Below are 16,079 nucleotides of genomic sequence, written 5' to 3' on the forward strand. Positions count from 1 at the left end.
GGCACCGAAAGCGTCGGTCCCAGGTCGCTTTCTTATGCCGCGCATACCGCAGGTGGAGTACGCCGCGACTGCACCCTCACTCCACCCGTGGACGGACGAGGCCCGATTCGTATGCAATTACAACCAGTTGGGCCCGGTCGCGGGCTCCGAGCTTGGCCATCGCCCTGTTCACATGGGTTTTGACGGTGAGCGGGCTGACCACCAGGCGCTCGGCGATCTCGTCGTTGGAGAGACCACCCGCGACGAGGACCAGGACCTCGCGTTCCCGGGTGGTGAGGGCCTCCAGACGCGCGGAGTACTCGGCGGCGCCCGGCCCCCCGTCGGCCGCGCTGCCGCCCTGCGCGAGGAACGTGGCGATCAGGCCCTTGGTCGCGGCCGGCGAGAGCAGCGCCTCACCGGCCGCGGCGATCCGGATGGCGTTGAGGAGTTCGTCCGGTTCCGCCCCCTTGCCGAGGAAGCCGGAGGCACCGGCCCGCAGCGACTGCACCACGTACTCGTCCACCTCGAAGGTGGTGAGCATGACCACGCGTACGCCGGCGAGTCCGGGGTCGGCACTGATCATCCGGGTCGCGGTGAGCCCGTCCGTTCCGGGCATCCGGATGTCCATCAGCACCACGTCGGCCCGTGTCGAGCGGGCCAGCTCCACGGCCTGCGCGCCGTCGGCGGCCTCGCCCACCACCTGCATGTCGGGCTCCGAGTCGACCAGCACCCGGAACGCGCTGCGCAGCAGTGCCTGGTCGTCGACGAGCAGGACCTTGATGGCCGGTGTCATGCGTTCTCCCCCGTCCGGCTCGCCGCACCCGGCTGATCCGGCTCCTGCGCGCGGGCCTTGACGGGCAGGATCGCATGAACACGGAATCCGCCGCCGTAACGGGGTCCGGCGGTGAGGGTGCCGCCCAGGGCGGTGACCCGTTCGCGCATGCCGAGCAGGCCGTGGCCGCCACCGGTGTCGCCCGCGGAGGCGCTGTCCGACGTTCCGCGGCCGTTGTCCAGGACCATGATCTCGGCCGTGGCCCCCACCCGTACGACACTGACCTCGGCCCTCGCGCCCGCACCGGCGTGCTTGCGCACATTGGTCAGCGCCTCCTGGATCACCCGGTACGCGGCCAGGTCCACGGCCGCGGGCAGCTGCGGGCACTGACCCGCGTCGCAGGCCACTTCGACGGGCAGCCCGGCCTGCCGCACGGTCTCCACGAGTTCGCCGAGTACCGCGAGGCCGGGGGCGGGTTCGGTCGGCGCCGCCGGGTCGCCGGACTGGCGCAGCAGCCCGACGGTGGCCCGCAGCTCGTTGAGCGCGGAGCGGCTCGCCTCCCGGACATGAGCGAGCGCCTGTTTCGCCTGGTCGGGGCGCTTGTCCATGACGTGGGCCGCGACCCCGGCCTGCACGTTGACCAGGGCGATGTGGTGGGCGACGACATCGTGCAGATCGCGGGCGATCCGCAGCCGCTCCTCGGCGACCCGGCGCCGGGCCTCCTCCTCGCGGGTCCGCTCGGCCCGTTCGGCGCGTTCCCTGATCGCGTCGACGAACGCGCGCCGGGAGCGGACCGCGTCCCCTGCGGCGCCCGCCATGCCGGTCCAGGCGAAGATGCCGAGATTCTGCTGGCTGTACCAGGGGGCCGAGCCGAAGAACATCGCCGCCGCGGTCAGCGCCGCCATGGTGAGCAGCCCGACCCGCCAGGTGGTCGGCCGGTCGGTGCGGGCGGCGACGGTGTACAGCGCGATGACCGCGCTCATCACGACGGGGGCCGGCGGGTCCACCATCACCAGCTCGACGACCGTCAGCGCGCCGGTGGCGGCGAGCACCGCCATCGGGCTGCGGCGCCGCCAGACGAGGGCGAGGGCGCCCAGCACCATCAGGAACAGGCTGCTCGCCGCGGGGGTGCGGGTGCCGAAGGTGGGCCCGTTGTGCCCGTTCGGGTCGGCGAACGACCCGATGATCATGGCCACGAGCACGGCCAGGGCGAGCGCGCCGTCCAGCGCGAGGGGATGGACGCGCAGCCAGTGCCGGATGCGCAGAACCCCGGTTCCGAGGGTGGTCACGTCAAGCTACGTTACGGCGTGTCGCTCGCGTACCGGTCCGGCCGCCCGGGAGCGGCCCCCGCCCGGACCGCGCCGCAGCACCCCGGTCCACACGTCACTGTGCCCCGCGTCCGGCGGACCGGAGGCGGGGCACAGTGGTGCGGGTGCTGGAGCCGGCGGTTGTCAGCCGGGAATCAGACCGTCGTCGCGGAGCATGGCGCGCACCTCTTCGAGGGTCGCGTCGGGCGACGGCAGGATCAGCTCGGACGGCTCCAGGGAGTCGTCCGGCAAGGGTGTGCCGAGTTCGCGCACCCTGGCCAGGAGCGCCTGGAGAGTGGAGCGGAAGCCGGGGCCGTCGCCGCTCTCCATTTCGGCGAGCAGTTCGTTGTCGAGTTCGTTGAGCTCGGCGAGATGACTGTCGGCCAGGAATGCCTGGCCCTCCCCCATGATCCGTACGATCATGACGCTGCCTTAATTCTTGTCGAACTTGTGCGGGGACCGGTCCTGCTGCTGTTGGGCGGCATCCTGCGGGCCGCCCTCGATGGCCTGTTTCGGGGTGGAGCCGCCGGCCAGTTCGGCCTTCATGCGCTGCAGCTCCAGCTCTACATCACTACCACCGGAGATCCGGTCCAGCTCGGCGGTGAGGTCGTCCTTCGCCGTGCCGGTCGGGTCGTCCAGGGCGCCGGAGGCGAGCAGCTCGTCGATCGCGCCCGCGCGCGCCTGGAGCTGCTGGGTCTTGTCCTCGGCCCGCTGGATCGCCAGGCCGACATCGCCCATCTCCTCGGAGATGCCGGAGAAGGCCTCCCCGATCCGGGTCTGCGCCTGGGCCGCTGTGTAGGTGGCCTTGATCGTCTCCTTCTTCGTACGGAAGGCGTCGACCTTGGCCTGCAGCCGCTGGGCCGCGAGAGTGAGTTTCTCCTCCTCGCCCTGCAGCGTGGTGTGCTGCGTCTCCAGGTCGGTGACCTGCTGCTGAAGGGCCGCGCGGCGCGACAGCGCCTCGCGGGCCAGGTCCTCGCGACCGAGCGCGAGCGCCTTGCGGCCCTGGTCCTCCAGCTTGGACGTCTGGCCCTGCAGCTGGTTCAGCTGCAGCTCCAGGCGCTTGCGCGAGGTCGCCACATCGGCGACACCGCGGCGCACCTTCTGAAGCAGCTCCAGCTGCTTCTGGTACGAGTAATCGAGGGTCTCGCGCGGATCCTCGGCCCGGTCAAGGGCCTTGTTTGCCTTCGCGCGGAAGATCATCCCCATACGCTTCATGACACCGCTCATGGGCTTCGCGCGCCCCCTTCTGACTTAACCGGTCTCCAGCACTCCAACAGAACCCACAGTACGGGCCCTGTCTCTATTACCGCACTGTTCGAGCAAGGATGTGCTCCTCCGCAAGGACGACTGCGCCCGGTCACCGCTCCGGCCCAGGGAGTAGGTGACGGTCAGGGAACGCGCGCCCCCTGCCCGGATCGTCCCGCTCGTACACCAGCAGGGACGCAGGCCGTTGCCGGATCGTTCCCGGCCGGCCTGGGGTCGTCGCGATCGACCCCGTACCCTTGGGTCTTGTGTTCCGTAGCCGCTCCAAGGAAGAGAAGGCCCCCACCGACAAGGTGACGGCGGACCTCTCCAAGACGTCCCGCGACCCGCAGGCCCCCAAAGGTCGCCCCACCCCCAAGCGCAGCGACGCCCAGTCGCAGCGCCGTCGTGCCTCCAGTGGTGCGCCGCTCGACCGCAAGGAGGCCATGAAGCGCCAGCGCGAAGCGCGGCGCGTGGACATGGCCAAGCAGCGCGAGGCGCTCGCCAGTGGCGACGAGCGCTATCTGCCGGCCCGTGACAAGGGTCCGGTGCGCCGCTTCGTCCGCGACTTCGTGGACTCGCGGTTCTGCATCGCGGAGTTCTTCCTGCCGCTCGCCGTGGTCATCCTGATCCTCAGCGTGATCCAGGTGCAGGGCATCCAGAACATCTCGCTGCTGCTCTGGCTCGGCGTGATCGTGCTGATCGTCGTCGACTCGATCGGGCTGACGTTCCGGCTGCGCAAGCAGCTGAACGAGCGCTTCCCCGATACGCCGAAGCGCGGCGCGGTCGCCTACGGTCTGATGCGTACGCTCCAGATGCGCCGTCTGCGGCTGCCGAAGCCGCAGGTCAAGCGTGGAGAGCGGCCCTGAGTACGGAGCTCTCCGGTCCGGTCGGCGGTTCGTCCGCGGGCCGGCCGGACGGTGCGGTCACCGGCTTCGCCGGGGCCTCGTCCGCCTGGCTGAAGGGCCTGGGCGGTCTGCGCAACACCGTGCGCCAGGAGCTGGTCGCCCGACAGCTGGACGAGCAGATAGCGGCACGCTTCCCCGTCGGGCAGCGGCTGCGGATCCTCGACGTCGGCATGGGCCAGGGCACCCAGGCCCTGCGCCTGGCCCGGGCGGGCCACACCGTCACCGGGCTCGAGTCCGATGCCGAGATGCTGCGGGTCGCCCGCGAGGCGCTCGGCGGCGAGCCGGCGGGCATCCGTGAGCGGGTCCGCTTCATAGAGGGCAACGGCCAGGACACCGGGGTGCACTTCCTGCCCGGCAGCTTCGACGTGGTGCTCTGCCACGGGGTGCTGATGTATGTCCAGGAGCCCGACGCCATGGTGGCCGGCCTGGCCCGGATGCTGGCCCCCGGCGGACTGCTGTCCCTGCTCGTACGGAACGCCGACGCGCTGGCGATGCGCCCCGGGACCGACGGGGACTGGGATGCGGCGCTGGCCGCGTTCGACACGGACCATTACACCAACCGCCTCGGGCTGTCCGTACGCGCGGACCACCTCGACGCCCTGACCGCGACGCTCGCCGGGATCGCGGCGCCGCTGCACGCCTGGTACGGGGTGCGGATCTTCACCGACAACGTGAGCAACGACGTGGAGCTGCCGTCCGCGGCGGAGCTGGAGCGGGTGCTGGCGGCGGAGGACCGGGCGGGGCGGACGGATCCCTACCGCGCGGTGGCCGCACTGCTGCATCTGTGCGGGGTACGCGGCTGAGGCTCGGGGCCCGCCCGGTGGCGCCCGGCCGGTGCCACCGCCCCGGTCGGGTGCGCTCGACAGGCCGCCAATGGGGTTAAAAGTAATAATCCGGACATGGATGCTTCTCACTCCCGCAGCCGTGTGCGCCGGCTGCTGCTGCCTCTGTCCGCAGGTGTCTGTGCGATCGCCCTGGTGAGCGGTTGTTCCGACTCGAATTCCAACACCTCGAAGACCGCCGCGTCGAAGACCCCTTCGGCCCAGCAGGGATCGGCCTCCAAGGCCACCGTTGATCTGCAGAGCGAGTACCAGTCCGTCATCAAGGACGTGCTTCCGTCGGTGGTTCAGATCGACGCCTCCGAAAGCCTGGGCTCGGGCATCGTCTACGACGACAAGGGCCATATCGTCACCAACGCCCACGTCGTCGGGAACGAGAAGACGTTCAAGGTCACCGTCGCCACCGGCGAGAAGGTGCTGAGCGCCTCGCTGGTCGCCGCCTACCCCCAGCAGGACCTGGCCGTCATCAAGCTGAACGACGTCCCGGACGGGCTGAAGCCCGCGAAGTTCGGTGACTCGGAGAAGGTCGAGGTGGGACAGATCGTGCTGGCGATGGGTTCGCCGCTCGGACTGTCCAGCAGCGTCACCCAGGGCATCGTCTCGGCGCTCGGCCGGACCGTGAGCGAGAGCCGCGAGGGTGGTGGCACCGGCGCGACCATCGCCAACATGGTGCAGACCTCGGCCGCGATCAACCCGGGCAACAGCGGCGGCGCGCTGGTCAACCTGGACAGCGAGGTCATCGGCATCCCGACGCTGGCCGCGACGGACCCCCAGATGGGTGACAGCGCGGCGCCGGGTATCGGCTTCGCGATCCCGGTCTCGATGGTGAAGACGGTCGCCGACCAGATCATCAAGAGCGGCAAGGTCACCGACTCGGGCCGGGCGGCGCTGAACATCACCGGCCGGACGGTCGTCAACGGCAGCTACCAGCCGGCGGGGGTCGCGATCGTCAGTGTGACGAAGGGCGGCGCTGCGGAGAAGGCGGGGCTGCGGGCCGGCGACATCCTCACCAAGGTCGGGGACACGCCCGTCACGACGATCACGTCCCTGTCGGAGGCGCTGGCCGCGGACAAGCCGGGCGAGAAGGTCACCGTGACGTACCTGCGCAGCGGTGCGCAGAAGACGGCCGAGGTCACGCTCGGCGAGATCTGAGGTCCCGGGAGCTGCACCCGACTGCCGGGCGGGCCCCTCCGGGTCCGCCCGGCAGTCGTCCGGCAGTCGTACGGGTCAGCTCTGCTCGGCCTGGAGGCTCATCGGGCCGTAGATCTTCGTCGCGTCGTCGAAGAGGATCACCTGGTCCGCCCCGCCGTCGAGGAGTTCCTTCCAGTACTCACCGATCCAGGACTCCGCGTCGCCCTGCGTCGTGAATTCCTCCGGCTGCAGGGCCGGCTCCGTCTCCGTACCGTCGGACTTCTCGAACCGCCACGTCCACGCCATGTCCGCCTCCTGGGTCACTTTGTTCCGTTCCGCAGCCTAGTGCTTCCGACCAGCACGGGAAGGGGCCCGTGCGCGGCTCGCCCACCCCACGTCGCGCACCCGGTGCGGGGACGCGGGAGGATCGGGGCGTGGAACTGACTCTGCTCGGCACCGGAGCCCCCGACGGGCTGCCGCGGCCCGACTGCCCCTGCGCCGCCTGCGCCGCCGCCCGCGGGGCGCGCAGCCGGGCCGCGACCGCCCTGCTGGTCGACGACGCGCTGCTGCTCGACCTCACCCCCGGGGCGGTGTTCGCCGCCGCCCGCGCGGGGCACTCGCTCACCGGCGTACGGCAGGTGCTGCTCACCCATCCGCACGACGGGCCCGCCGTCGAACTGCCCGCCGGTCTGCCCCCTGCGGGCCGGGTGCCGGACGGCCGGGTGCTGACGCTGATCAGCGGACACCGGGTGCGGGCCGTGCCGATGGACGCGCCGGGCACCGGGTACGAGGTCACCTCGCCGGAGGGCGAGCGGCTGCTCTACATGCCGCCGGGCGCCGCCCCGGCCGGTCTGTCGGACCGGGCGTCGGAGCCGTACGACATGGTGGTCGGCGACATCGTGAAGCGGCCCGACGCGGTGGCGCGGCTGCGGGCCGTCGAGGCGGTCGGGCCGGCCACCGAGGTGGTCGCCGTCCATCTGGACCATGACGCGCCGCCCGGCCCCGAGCTCGACCGCCGGCTCGCCGCCGCCGGGGCGCGCGCCGTACCGGACGGGACGACCCTGACGGTCGGCGCCTACCACGCCGTCCCCGACGTGCCCCGGCGCACGCTGGTCACCGGCGGCGCGCGGTCCGGGAAGTCGGTGGAGGCCGAGCGGCGCCTGGAGACGTACCCGGAGGTCGTGTACGTGGCGACCGGGGGCGGCCGGGCCGGCGACGCGGAGTGGGCGGACCGGATCGGGCTGCACCGGGAGCGCAGACCGGCGGCGTGGCGCACCGAGGAGACCTGCGAGCTCGTGGAGCTGCTGGCCTCGGACGGGCCGCCGCTGCTGATCGACTGCCTGTCGCTCTGGCTGACGGACGCGATGGACCGGGTGGACGCCTGGGACGACGCGGCGTGGGCGGGGGGCGGCCGGAGCGCGCTGCGGCAGCGGACCGCCGAACTCGTGGCCGCGGTGCGCGGGACGCGGCGCACCGTCGTCGTGGTGACCAATGAGACCGGGTCCGGCGTGGTGCCCGCGACCGCCGCCGGGCGGCGTTTCCGGGACGAGCTGGGCCGGCTGAACGCGTCGGTGGCCGACGAGTGCGAGCACGTGCTGCTGGTGGTGGCCGGGCAGGCCCTGACCCTGCGCGGCTGACGGACCGGAGCGGCTGCTCCGGCCCGGCCGCGGGTGAGCCGATCCGCCTCCGGAACCTGCTTCCGGGGCTGCGGACCCTGACGCCCACGATGAGGCGGCTGCGGTCCGGGGGCCGGGCGGCACACTGAGCGGGGCCGGAAATCGCGGCAGGTACTGTTCCGCAGACAAGAGGCCGCCGGGCTCCCCGGCCCACACCACGTATCGACCCGCGAGGCAGACCCCCGTGAATCTGGACGACTTCTCCGACCTGATCGAACGCCCCGACGGGGGTGTGCGGCGCGATGCCGAGGAACGCCGGGAGCGGTTCATCGTTCCCCCCGGCGCCCTGGGCCGCCTCGACGAACTGGGCGAATGGCTCTCGGCCGCCCAGCAGGCCGTACCGGTCCGGCCGATCACGCAGCCGCGCGTGGTGCTGTTCGCCGGTGACCACGGGGTGGCGGAGCTGAAGGTGTCCGGCCGCGAGGCGGGCACGGCGCACGAGCTGGTGCGGGCCACGCTGGACGGGGCGACACCGCTCGCGGTGCTGGCCCGGCAGTTCTCCGTACCCGTACGGATCGTCGACGCCGCGCTGGACTGCGACCCGGAGCTGCTGCCGGAGTCGGTCGTGCGGACCCGGGTGCGGCGCGGCAGCGGCCGGATCGACATCGAGAACGCGCTGACGGTCGAGGAGGCCGAACAGGCGGTACGCCTCGGCATGGCGCTCGCCGACGAGGAGGCCGACTCGGGCACCGATCTGGTGGTGCTCGGCGATCTGAGTGTCGGCGGTACGACGGCCGCGGCCACCCTGATCGCCGCGCTGTGCGGCACGGACGCCTCGGTGGTCACCGGGCGCGGTGGCGCCGGGATCGACGATCTGACGTGGATGCGCAAGTGCGCGGCGGTCCGCGACTCGTTGCGCCGGGCCCGGCCGGTCCTCGGCGACCAGCTGGAGTTGCTGGCCACGGTCGGCGGCGCGGATCTGGCGGCGATGACCGGTTTCCTGCTCCAGTGCGCCGTGCGCCGGCTCCCGGTGATTCTGGACGGGGTGGTCTCCGCGGCCTGTGCGCTGGTGGGCCAGCGGGCGGCGTTCCGGGCGCCGGACTGGTGGCTGGCGGGCCAGCTGAGCGGTGAACCGGCCCAGGCGAAGGCGCTGGACCGGATGGCGCTCAACCCGCTGCTGGACCACGGCGTCATCGTCGGGGAAGGAAGCGGGGCACTGCTCGCGCTTCCGTTCGTCCGGGCCGCGGCCGCGCTGGCGGCGGAGCTGCCCGAGCGAGCGCCGGAGACCGACGAGGACGACGACGAGGACGACGACGCAGAGGGCAACGGGGACGGACCGGCCGGGGACTGACGGGTAACAGCTGACCCATCGGACTGCGGCCGCCCGGACACCGGCCGCAGGGCAGCCCTTCACGGGGCGCTATGCCCCATATGATCGCCTTTCATGGGAGAGGTCCGATTGGCCAGCGAGGAATCCGGGCAGAGTGCCGTCCGGCCGCAGAGCACCGACCGGTCACGACGCAGTGCGGCATTCGCCATCTGGTACCTGCGCGTCGTGTCGTTCATCAATTTCCTGAGCGCCGTCTGGGTCACCTTCGGCCAGGACCTGCGGCGTCACAACACCGAGAACTACTTCACCCCCTACCTGCTCACCGCGGGCTTCTCCTCCGGGGTGGTCGCGCTCTTCCTCGCGGTCACCATGCGACGGCGCAAACGGGCCGCGTGGATCGTCAACATGGTGCTGAGCGGCCTCACGCTGCTGCTCTTCGCCGCGGTGATCGGCTTCCCGGAGATCCGCCGCTACCCGCAGAACTGGGTCTCTCTGGCGCTGACCGCCGCCTTCGTCCTCGCGCTGGCCCTCGGCCGGCGCGAGTTCTACGCGAAGGGCGACCGCTCCAACCCGAAGCTGGCCGCACTGGTGGCGGTCGGCGGGCTGCTGGTCACCTCACTGATCGCGACCGCCCTGGTCACCGTCACCAACACCGCGCACGACGAGTCCCGTTCGACGTTCCTTGACCGCTGGCGCTACGGCGCGCTGCGGCTGGTGTCCGTCGCCGACAACGACTCCCGGTTCCCCGGCATCACCACTCCGGGCTGGGTGAACGTCGTCATCAACATCCTCTCCACACTGCTGCTGATCGCGGTCGTGTACGCGGCCTTCCGCGCCCGCCGGGCGGTCGACCCGATCACCCCGCAGGACGAGGAGGCGCTGCGCACCCTGCTCGACAAGCACGGTGAGCGGGACTCCCTCGGCTACTTCGCGCTGCGACGCGAGAAGAGCGTCATCTGGTCACCGACCGGGAAGGCCGCCGTCGCCTACCGGGTGGTCGGCGGGGTCTCGCTGGCCTCCGGCGATCCGATCGGCGACCCCGAGGCCTGGCCCGGGGCGATCGGCCCCTGGCTGGCCGAGGCGCGGGAGCACGGCTGGATCCCCGCGGCGATGGGAGTGAGCGAGGAGGGCGGCACCATCTACGCCCGGCACGGCCTCGACGCCCTGGAGCTGGGGGACGAGGCGATCGTGGAGACCGCCGAGTTCACCCTCGACGGGCGGGCGATGCGGACCGTCCGCCAGGCGTACAACCGGGTCAGGAGGGCCGGGTACGAGGTGACGGTACGCCGCCACGAGGACATCCCCACGGCCGAGATGGCCCAGTTGGTGCGCCGCGCCGACGACTGGCGCGACGGTGCGACCGAACGCGGCTTCTCGATGGCACTGGGCCGGCTCGGCGACCCGGCCGACGGGCGGTGCGTGATGCTCGAATGCCGTGACGCGACCCCCGCCGAGGACGGCGGACCCGGTGAGCTGAAGGCCGTACTGAGCTTCGTCCCCTGGGGCCCGAACGGCCTCTCGCTCGACCTGATGCGCCGTGACCGGGACGCCGAGAACGGACTGATGGAGTTCATGGTGATCGAACTCCTGCAACGGGCCGAGAAGATCGGCATCACCCAGGTGTCGCTGAACTTCGCCATGTTCCGCTCGGTCTTCGAGCGGGGTTCGCGGCTCGGTGCCGGACCGGTGCTCCGGCTGTGGCGCTCCCTGCTCAGCTTCTTCTCGCGCTGGTGGCAGATCGAATCGCTCTACCGCGCCAACGCCAAGTACCGGCCGATCTGGGAACCGCGCTACCTGCTCTTCGAGAAGAGCGCGGACCTGCCGCGCATCGGCATCGCCGCGGGCCGCGCCGAAGGGTTCCTGGAGGCACCCGGACTGCCCAAGTGGCTGCACCGCTCGAAGCTCGGACCGCGTGGATGAGACCGGTGCGCGCGCTCGGCCGGGCGGCCCGCCGGGAGTGGGGTCCGCTGTGGAGGACCGTACGCACGGCGCTCGTCACCGAGCGGCTGCGGGCCGTCCCGATGACCCTGGCCGCGGTCTGTCTGACGGCACTGCTCCAGGTGGTGCAGAACCGGTCCTGGGGCTACGGGCCGGTGCAGGCGCTCGGGGCGGTGCGGGCCGAGGATCCGCTGTGGGCGGCTCTGCTGCGTACCCCGCTGTCGCTGTTCGTCCCCGCGCTCGATCTGCCGGTCTGGGGTGCGCTGGCGCAGGTGCTGCTGGTGTTCGGGGCCGCCGAGATCTGCCTGGGCCGGTGGCGGACGCTGCTGATCGCATACGTGGCGACGCTGGCCGGAACCCTGTACGCGCGGATCGGCGTCGCCGTCGGCCCCGACGGGTTCCTGGGCCTGCCGGGCTCCGACGCGCAGATCGTCGACACCGGCCCCTCGGCGGCCGTGGTCGCCCTGGCAGTCTGCGTCTGCTGCGCCTACCGGGCCTGGTTCACCGCAGGGCTGGTGATCGCGGCGATGGTGGTGGAGATCGTGATGAAGGACAACCTGGCGGGCAAGGAGCACCTGGCGGCCATCGCCGTGGCGCTCGCGCTGTGCGCGGTCCCCGCCCTGCGCGGGAGACGCCGTCAGGGTTTGGGCGAGGGGGCCGGGACGCGGTCGGGAGCCCCTCCGATCAAGTCCTGAAACCTGCGGCGCGGTCCGGCCCAGCGGCGGTCGTGGTGGTAGGCGCGCAGGACCGAACGGGACCGGGCCCGGTGCCGGTTGCGGTAGAACCGCTTGGCCCACATCGAGGTGGGCCGGGCCAGCCGGACCGCACCGAACAGGGCGACGAACGGGACCAGGGTGCCGACCACCGCCATCCGCGCCTTGCCCTTGAACAGTGAGATCAGCACGAAGCAGAAGTTGACGACGAGGGTGAGGACGACGCCGAGCCGGCCCTGCTGCTGATCGTCGCTCAGGTCGTTCACACCCAGCGGGGAGAAACCGCCGAGCACCAGCAGGACGAGGGCGGCCGTGAGGACCACGACCTCCACGCTCTGGCGGCCCTGCTCGGTCCAGTACACATCGTCCAGGTGCAGGATCAGGGCGAACTCGTCCAGCACCAGCCCCGCGCCCACCCCGAAGACGACGGCGCAGGCCCCGGCCGCGAAGCCGTGCTTCCCGCTGGCCACCGCGCCGAAGCCGCCGACCACGCTCAGCACCACGCCCGGCACCACGTGGTGGACATGGACCCCGCCCGGCGTGATGTTGCGGAACGGCCCCTTGCCGGCCCGGATCATCCGGGTGATGACCCGGGTGACGGCGAACGTGAGCACGAAGGCGGCCAGCGCCAGGAGCAGGGGCAGCTTCCCCGGCTCGACGACGTTCCGGTCGAACCAGTGACCCATCCCACCCACTCCCGATCCATCACTTCTGCCCGTATATACAGCGTTTCGTCCAATCTATCGGCCTCGCCCACCGATTAGCCTGCGCGCCGTGACCTCCCTGAACAGCCACGGCATACGTTTCGCCTTCGGCACCCTCACCGTGCTCCCCGTCCGCGTCACCCGCTGGGACCGCGAAGCCGCCCGGGCCGGGATGCTGTGCGCCCCGCTGGCCGGCCTGGCCGTGGGGGTGCTCGCGGCGGTGCCCGGCAGCCTGTTGCTGCTGTTCGGCTCGGGGCCGCTGCTCGCCGCGGTCGCCTCGGCGGCGGTGCCGGCCGCCCTCACCAGGGGGCTGCACCTCGACGGACTCGCGGACACCGCCGACGGCCTGGGCAGCGCCAGGCCCGCCGACGACGCACTGCGGATCATGAAGCAGTCGGACATTGGGCCATTCGGTGTGATCACCCTGCTGTTCGTCCTGCTGGCCCAGGTGGCGGTCCTTCAGCAGCTGTACGCACAGGGCTGGGCGCAGGGTGCGGCGGCGGCCGCCGCCTCCGGCCTCGTCGCCCGGCTCGCCCTCACCCTGGCCTCCCGGCGCGGCGTCCCGGCGGCCCGCCCGGAGGGGCTGGGCGCCGCGGTCGCGGGCACGGTCCCGGCCGCGGGCGCGGTGGCCGTCGCGGCCCTCGCGGTGGCGGCCTGCGCGGGCGCGGGCGCGCTGCTCGGCGGGTACGGGGCGCTGCGGTACGCCCTGGCTGCCCTGGCCGCGCTCGCGGTGGCCCAGCTGCTGCTGCGCCACTGCGTGCGACGCTTCGGCGGGGTGACCGGCGATGTGTTCGGCGCGCTGGCGGAGACCGCGGCGACGGTGACGCTGGTGGGCCTCGCGCTCGGCTGAGCCGCGTCCCGGCGCTCCGTCAGCTCCCGGCCGCCGGGCACGGCTCACGCCAGACGCCGAGCTCGTACTTCTTGCGCAGCGAGCTCAGCCCCAGCTGCCGGGACCGCGCGCAGAACCGCGCCACGGGCAGCTCGTACTCCACGTGGAAGACCGCCTTGCCCGCCTTCACGAACGGGGAGAGCTCCTCGCACTCCCCGTACTGGGCGCACTGCTCGTTGACCGCGAAGTCGAAGTCCCCCACCAGTTCCGGGATCTGCGCGAGGTCGTTCTTCAGGCCGACGGCGAGGTGGTGGCGGTGGGCGATCCGGGCGATCAGCCGGTTGTAGCGCAGCTGGTCGGCGGCGGTGAGCGGGAAGCCGGACCGGTTGCGGTAGCCGTCCATGTTGTCGGGCTCCACCGCGTCGAAGCCCTTCCTCGCGCACATGGCGATCCGGCTCTCCATCAGCGGCTCCAGGACGTCGGTGCGCCGGATGTCGAGCCAGCGCTCCCCCTGCCAGCCGTTCCCCCTGCCGAGGACCGCCGCGGGGAATTTCGCCGCGTCCGGGCGGAACTCCTCCCAGGCGCCGGTGGACAGGTAGCAGATGACCTTGCGCCCCTTGCGGTGGAGCGCCGCCACCTCGGCCGCGCCGTGCTCGAAGCCGTCGATGTCGTAGACCGGGGCGTCCACCGTCGTGTCCAGCCGGCCCGAGAGCTGCCACTGCCAGCCGGTGCCCGGGGCCGGCTGCCAGCGCGCCGCGGCGGACCGCCCGGAGGAAGCCGGCGAGGGGGCCGGCCGGGGCGCCGGCGTGCAGCCGACGAGCATCGCCAACAGAATCAGTACGGTGACGGCCGGCGCGGTCTGCCGTCCGGTCCCACGCGCTGCCACCCGGTCACGCATCGTTCCCCCTGTCCGCAGGACCGTGCCAACACCATTGCGGCCATGGCCCGTTCCCCCGGGACGGTCTTCCCGGGGTGACAACCGTACGGCCGCCACGCAGCGCTGACGGCCCGCCGCCGTGATGGGGCAGCAAAGGCGCGCGTAGGCTCATTCCCGGCACATTGCGGCGGCGTCTACGATGCGCCGGGCACGGTCGGCCACCCCCTCGACCAGCACAGCCCGACAAAGAACTCAACGGAAGCGAGATTTCACCACCGTGACTGCTCTCACTCTCAGCACCGCCGGTGCGGCGACGCTGCGCGCCGACGCGCTCGTCGTCGGCGTCGCCAAGGACACCGGCTCCAAGTCCGGGAACCTGGTCCTCGCACCGGGCGCCGAGGCCGTGGACAAGGCGTTCGGCGGAAAGCTCGCCACCGTCCTGGAGACCCTGGGCGCCTCCGGTGCCGAGGGCGAACTGACCAAGCTCCCCGCGCCCGACGGCCTGAAGGTCCCGGTCGTCATCGCGGTGGGTCTGGGCCCGGTCCCGGAGAAGGACGACGCGTACGACTCCGAGGCGCTGCGCCGCGCCGCGGGCTGCGCCGCCCGCTCGCTCAGCGGCTCGAAGAAGGCCGGCTTCGCGCTGCCCATCGGCTCCGTCGAGGACGCCGAGGCCATCGCGGAGGGCGCGCTGCTCGGCGCGTACGCCTTCACCGCCTACCAGGGCGGCGAGAACAAGCTCGCCCCCAAGGGTGCCAAGTCCGGCGGTGCGAAGCAGCCGCTCGGCGAGGTCGCCCTGCTCGGCGCCAAGCCGCGTGACAAGGCCTTCAAGGCCGCCGCCGAGCGTGCCGTCGCGGTGGCCGAGGAGATCAACCGCGCCCGCGACCTGGTCAACACCCCGCCCAACGACCTGTACCCCGAGTCCTTCGCCGCCGTGGCCACCGCCGCCGGCAAGGAGCACGGCATCAAGGTGCAGGTGCTCGACGAGAAGGCGCTCGTCAAGGGCGGCTTCGGCGGCCTGCTCGGCGTCGGCCAGGGCGCGGCCCGCGGCCCGCGGCTGGTGAAGCTCGCCTACACGCACCCGAAGGCGGAGAAGACCCTGGCCCTGGTGGGCAAGGGCATCACCTACGACTCGGGCGGCATCTCGCTGAAGCCGGCCGGCCACAACGAGACGATGAAGTGCGACATGGCCGGCGCCGCCGCCGTGTTCGCCACCGTCGTCGCGGCCGCCCGTCTGGGCCTGCGGGTCAACGTCACCGGCTGGCTGGCGCTCGCCGAGAACATGCCGTCGGGCAACGCCACCCGCCCCGGTGACGTGCTGCACATGTACAGCGGCAAGACCGTCGAGGTCCTGAACACGGACGCCGAGGGCCGGCTCGTCCTCGCCGACGCGCTGACCCGCGCCTCCGAGGAGAACCCGGACGCGATCGTCGACGTGGCGACCCTGACCGGCGCGATGGTGCTGGCCCTGGGCAACCGCACCTTCGGCATCATGGCGAACGACGACGCCTTCCGTACCTCGATCCACGAGATCGCGGACGAGGTCGGCGAGGCCTCCTGGCCGATGCCGCTCCCGGCGGACCTGCGCAAGGGCATGGACTCCCCGACCGCCGACATCGCCAACATGGGCGAGCGGATGGGCGGCGGCCTGGTGGCCGGTCTGTTCCTGCAGGAGTTCGTGGGCGAGGGCATCGCCTGGGCGCACCTGGACATCGCGGGCCCGGCCTTCCACGAGGGCGCACCGTACGGCTACACGCCGAAGGGCGGCACCGGATCCGCGGTCCGCACCCTGGTGAAGCTGGCGGAGCGCACCGCGGCGGGCGACCTCGGCTGAGTCCGGCACGGCTGTACGGCCCCGGGCATATGTCCGGGGCCGTACGTGTTCTCTCCACGGCAC

At 72.2% G+C, this 16,079-nt stretch carries 16 protein-coding genes; 9 read left to right on the top strand and 7 right to left on the bottom strand.

The annotated features are described in order from the left end of the window. Window positions 1-76: 76 nt before the first annotated feature. The 4 genes from OG782_RS09690 to OG782_RS09705 form a co-directional block, all read right to left on the bottom strand. Entirely contained in the window at window positions 77-772 is a 696-nt protein-coding gene (locus OG782_RS09690) for a response regulator (protein ID WP_406449321.1), read from the bottom strand. After that, the gene (locus OG782_RS09695) at window positions 769-2,040 is read right to left on the bottom strand and encodes a sensor histidine kinase (protein WP_406449323.1); all 1,272 of its coding nucleotides are present in this window, start codon (window positions 2,038-2,040) and stop codon (window positions 769-771) included. The genes OG782_RS09690 and OG782_RS09695 overlap by 4 nt, the downstream gene beginning before the upstream one ends. A gap of 162 nt (window positions 2,041-2,202) precedes the next feature. After that, on the bottom strand, window positions 2,203-2,481 hold the full coding sequence (locus tag OG782_RS09700) for a hypothetical protein (RefSeq protein WP_406449325.1): 279 nt from the start codon (window positions 2,479-2,481) through the stop codon (window positions 2,203-2,205). 9 nt (window positions 2,482-2,490) lie between these two features. Then, window positions 2,491-3,273: a PspA/IM30 family protein gene (locus OG782_RS09705; RefSeq protein WP_406449327.1), complete on the bottom strand. Its 783-nt coding sequence runs from the start codon at window positions 3,271-3,273 to the stop codon at window positions 2,491-2,493. A 296-nt stretch (window positions 3,274-3,569) separates the two neighbouring features. On the opposite strand from OG782_RS09705, the gene OG782_RS09710 reads away from it, so the two are divergent. The 3 genes from OG782_RS09710 (at window position 3,570) to OG782_RS09720 (ending at window position 6,199) form a co-directional block, all read left to right on the top strand. Further along, window positions 3,570-4,169, top strand: coding sequence for a DUF3043 domain-containing protein (locus OG782_RS09710; RefSeq protein ID WP_148017835.1), 600 nt, complete (start codon window positions 3,570-3,572; stop codon window positions 4,167-4,169). A 119-nt stretch (window positions 4,170-4,288) separates the two neighbouring features. After that, window positions 4,289-5,011, top strand: coding sequence for a class I SAM-dependent methyltransferase (locus OG782_RS09715; RefSeq protein WP_406449329.1), 723 nt, complete (start codon window positions 4,289-4,291; stop codon window positions 5,009-5,011). Between the two features lie 96 nt (window positions 5,012-5,107). Then, window positions 5,108-6,199 carry a S1C family serine protease gene (locus tag OG782_RS09720; RefSeq protein WP_406449331.1) on the top strand — a complete coding sequence of 364 codons (1,092 nt, stop codon included), beginning with the start codon at window positions 5,108-5,110 and terminating at the stop codon, window positions 6,197-6,199. 75 nt (window positions 6,200-6,274) lie between these two features. Here OG782_RS09720 and OG782_RS09725 read toward each other — a convergent pair whose 3' ends face one another. After that, window positions 6,275-6,484 (bottom strand): hypothetical protein, encoded by a 210-nt coding sequence (locus OG782_RS09725; protein WP_406449333.1) that lies wholly within the window; start codon window positions 6,482-6,484, stop codon window positions 6,275-6,277. A gap of 128 nt (window positions 6,485-6,612) precedes the next feature. Between OG782_RS09725 and OG782_RS09730 the strand changes: the two genes are divergently transcribed. The 4 genes from OG782_RS09730 to OG782_RS09745 all read left to right on the top strand — a co-directional run bounded on the left by OG782_RS09730 (window position 6,613) and on the right by OG782_RS09745 (window position 11,757). Continuing rightward, window positions 6,613-7,815 (top strand): bifunctional adenosylcobinamide kinase/adenosylcobinamide-phosphate guanylyltransferase, encoded by a 1,203-nt coding sequence (locus tag OG782_RS09730; RefSeq protein WP_406449335.1) that lies wholly within the window; start codon window positions 6,613-6,615, stop codon window positions 7,813-7,815. A 223-nt stretch (window positions 7,816-8,038) separates the two neighbouring features. Beyond that, a complete protein-coding gene (locus OG782_RS09735; RefSeq protein ID WP_406449337.1) occupies window positions 8,039-9,145 on the top strand; it encodes a nicotinate-nucleotide--dimethylbenzimidazole phosphoribosyltransferase in 1,107 nt (368 codons plus the stop codon). A 93-nt stretch (window positions 9,146-9,238) separates the two neighbouring features. Beyond that, on the top strand, window positions 9,239-11,044 hold the full coding sequence (locus OG782_RS09740; protein WP_406449339.1) for a phosphatidylglycerol lysyltransferase domain-containing protein: 1,806 nt from the start codon (window positions 9,239-9,241) through the stop codon (window positions 11,042-11,044). Next, a complete protein-coding gene (locus OG782_RS09745) occupies window positions 11,041-11,757 on the top strand; it encodes a hypothetical protein (RefSeq protein WP_406449341.1) in 717 nt (238 codons plus the stop codon). The genes OG782_RS09740 and OG782_RS09745 overlap by 4 nt, the downstream gene beginning before the upstream one ends. Here OG782_RS09745 and OG782_RS09750 read toward each other — a convergent pair. Next, entirely contained in the window at window positions 11,700-12,461 is a 762-nt protein-coding gene (locus tag OG782_RS09750; RefSeq protein ID WP_406449343.1) for a hypothetical protein, read from the bottom strand. The genes OG782_RS09745 and OG782_RS09750 overlap by 58 nt on opposite strands. Before the next feature lie 88 nt (window positions 12,462-12,549). Between OG782_RS09750 and OG782_RS09755 the strand changes: the two genes are divergently transcribed. Next, window positions 12,550-13,329 (top strand): adenosylcobinamide-GDP ribazoletransferase, encoded by a 780-nt coding sequence (locus OG782_RS09755; protein WP_406449345.1) that lies wholly within the window; start codon window positions 12,550-12,552, stop codon window positions 13,327-13,329. A gap of 19 nt (window positions 13,330-13,348) precedes the next feature. On the opposite strand, the gene OG782_RS09760 is transcribed toward OG782_RS09755, so the two are convergent. Continuing rightward, window positions 13,349-14,206 carry an endo alpha-1,4 polygalactosaminidase gene (locus tag OG782_RS09760; protein WP_406449347.1) on the bottom strand — a complete coding sequence of 286 codons (858 nt, stop codon included), beginning with the start codon at window positions 14,204-14,206 and terminating at the stop codon, window positions 13,349-13,351. A 256-nt stretch (window positions 14,207-14,462) separates the two neighbouring features. Here OG782_RS09760 and OG782_RS09765 point away from each other — a divergent pair, with 256 nt between their 5' ends. Then, window positions 14,463-16,016, top strand: a complete 1,554-nt coding sequence (locus OG782_RS09765) for a leucyl aminopeptidase (protein ID WP_406449349.1) — start codon at window positions 14,463-14,465, stop codon at window positions 16,014-16,016. Window positions 16,017-16,079: the final 63 nt, after the last annotated feature.

Origin of the sequence: Streptomyces sp. NBC_00876 (genome assembly GCF_045207435.1) — a bacterium.
Classification (GTDB): domain Bacteria; phylum Actinomycetota; class Actinomycetes; order Streptomycetales; family Streptomycetaceae; genus Streptomyces.

Coding starts and splice junctions, on each gene's coding strand:
- OG782_RS09745 (WP_406449341.1), top strand. CDS start 11,041: ATGAGACCGGTGCGCGCGCTCGGCCGGGCGGCCCGCCGGGAGTGGGGT.
- OG782_RS09700 (WP_406449325.1), bottom strand. CDS start 2,481: ATGATCGTACGGATCATGGGGGAGGGCCAGGCATTCCTGGCCGACAGT.
- OG782_RS09705 (WP_406449327.1), bottom strand. CDS start 3,273: ATGAAGCGTATGGGGATGATCTTCCGCGCGAAGGCAAACAAGGCCCTT.
- OG782_RS09740 (WP_406449339.1), top strand. CDS start 9,239: ATGGGAGAGGTCCGATTGGCCAGCGAGGAATCCGGGCAGAGTGCCGTC.
- OG782_RS09720 (WP_406449331.1), top strand. CDS start 5,108: ATGGATGCTTCTCACTCCCGCAGCCGTGTGCGCCGGCTGCTGCTGCCT.
- OG782_RS09690 (WP_406449321.1), bottom strand. CDS start 772: ATGACACCGGCCATCAAGGTCCTGCTCGTCGACGACCAGGCACTGCTG.
- OG782_RS09750 (WP_406449343.1), bottom strand. CDS start 12,461: ATGGGTCACTGGTTCGACCGGAACGTCGTCGAGCCGGGGAAGCTGCCC.
- OG782_RS09760 (WP_406449347.1), bottom strand. CDS start 14,206: ATGCGTGACCGGGTGGCAGCGCGTGGGACCGGACGGCAGACCGCGCCG.
- OG782_RS09725 (WP_406449333.1), bottom strand. CDS start 6,484: ATGGCGTGGACGTGGCGGTTCGAGAAGTCCGACGGTACGGAGACGGAG.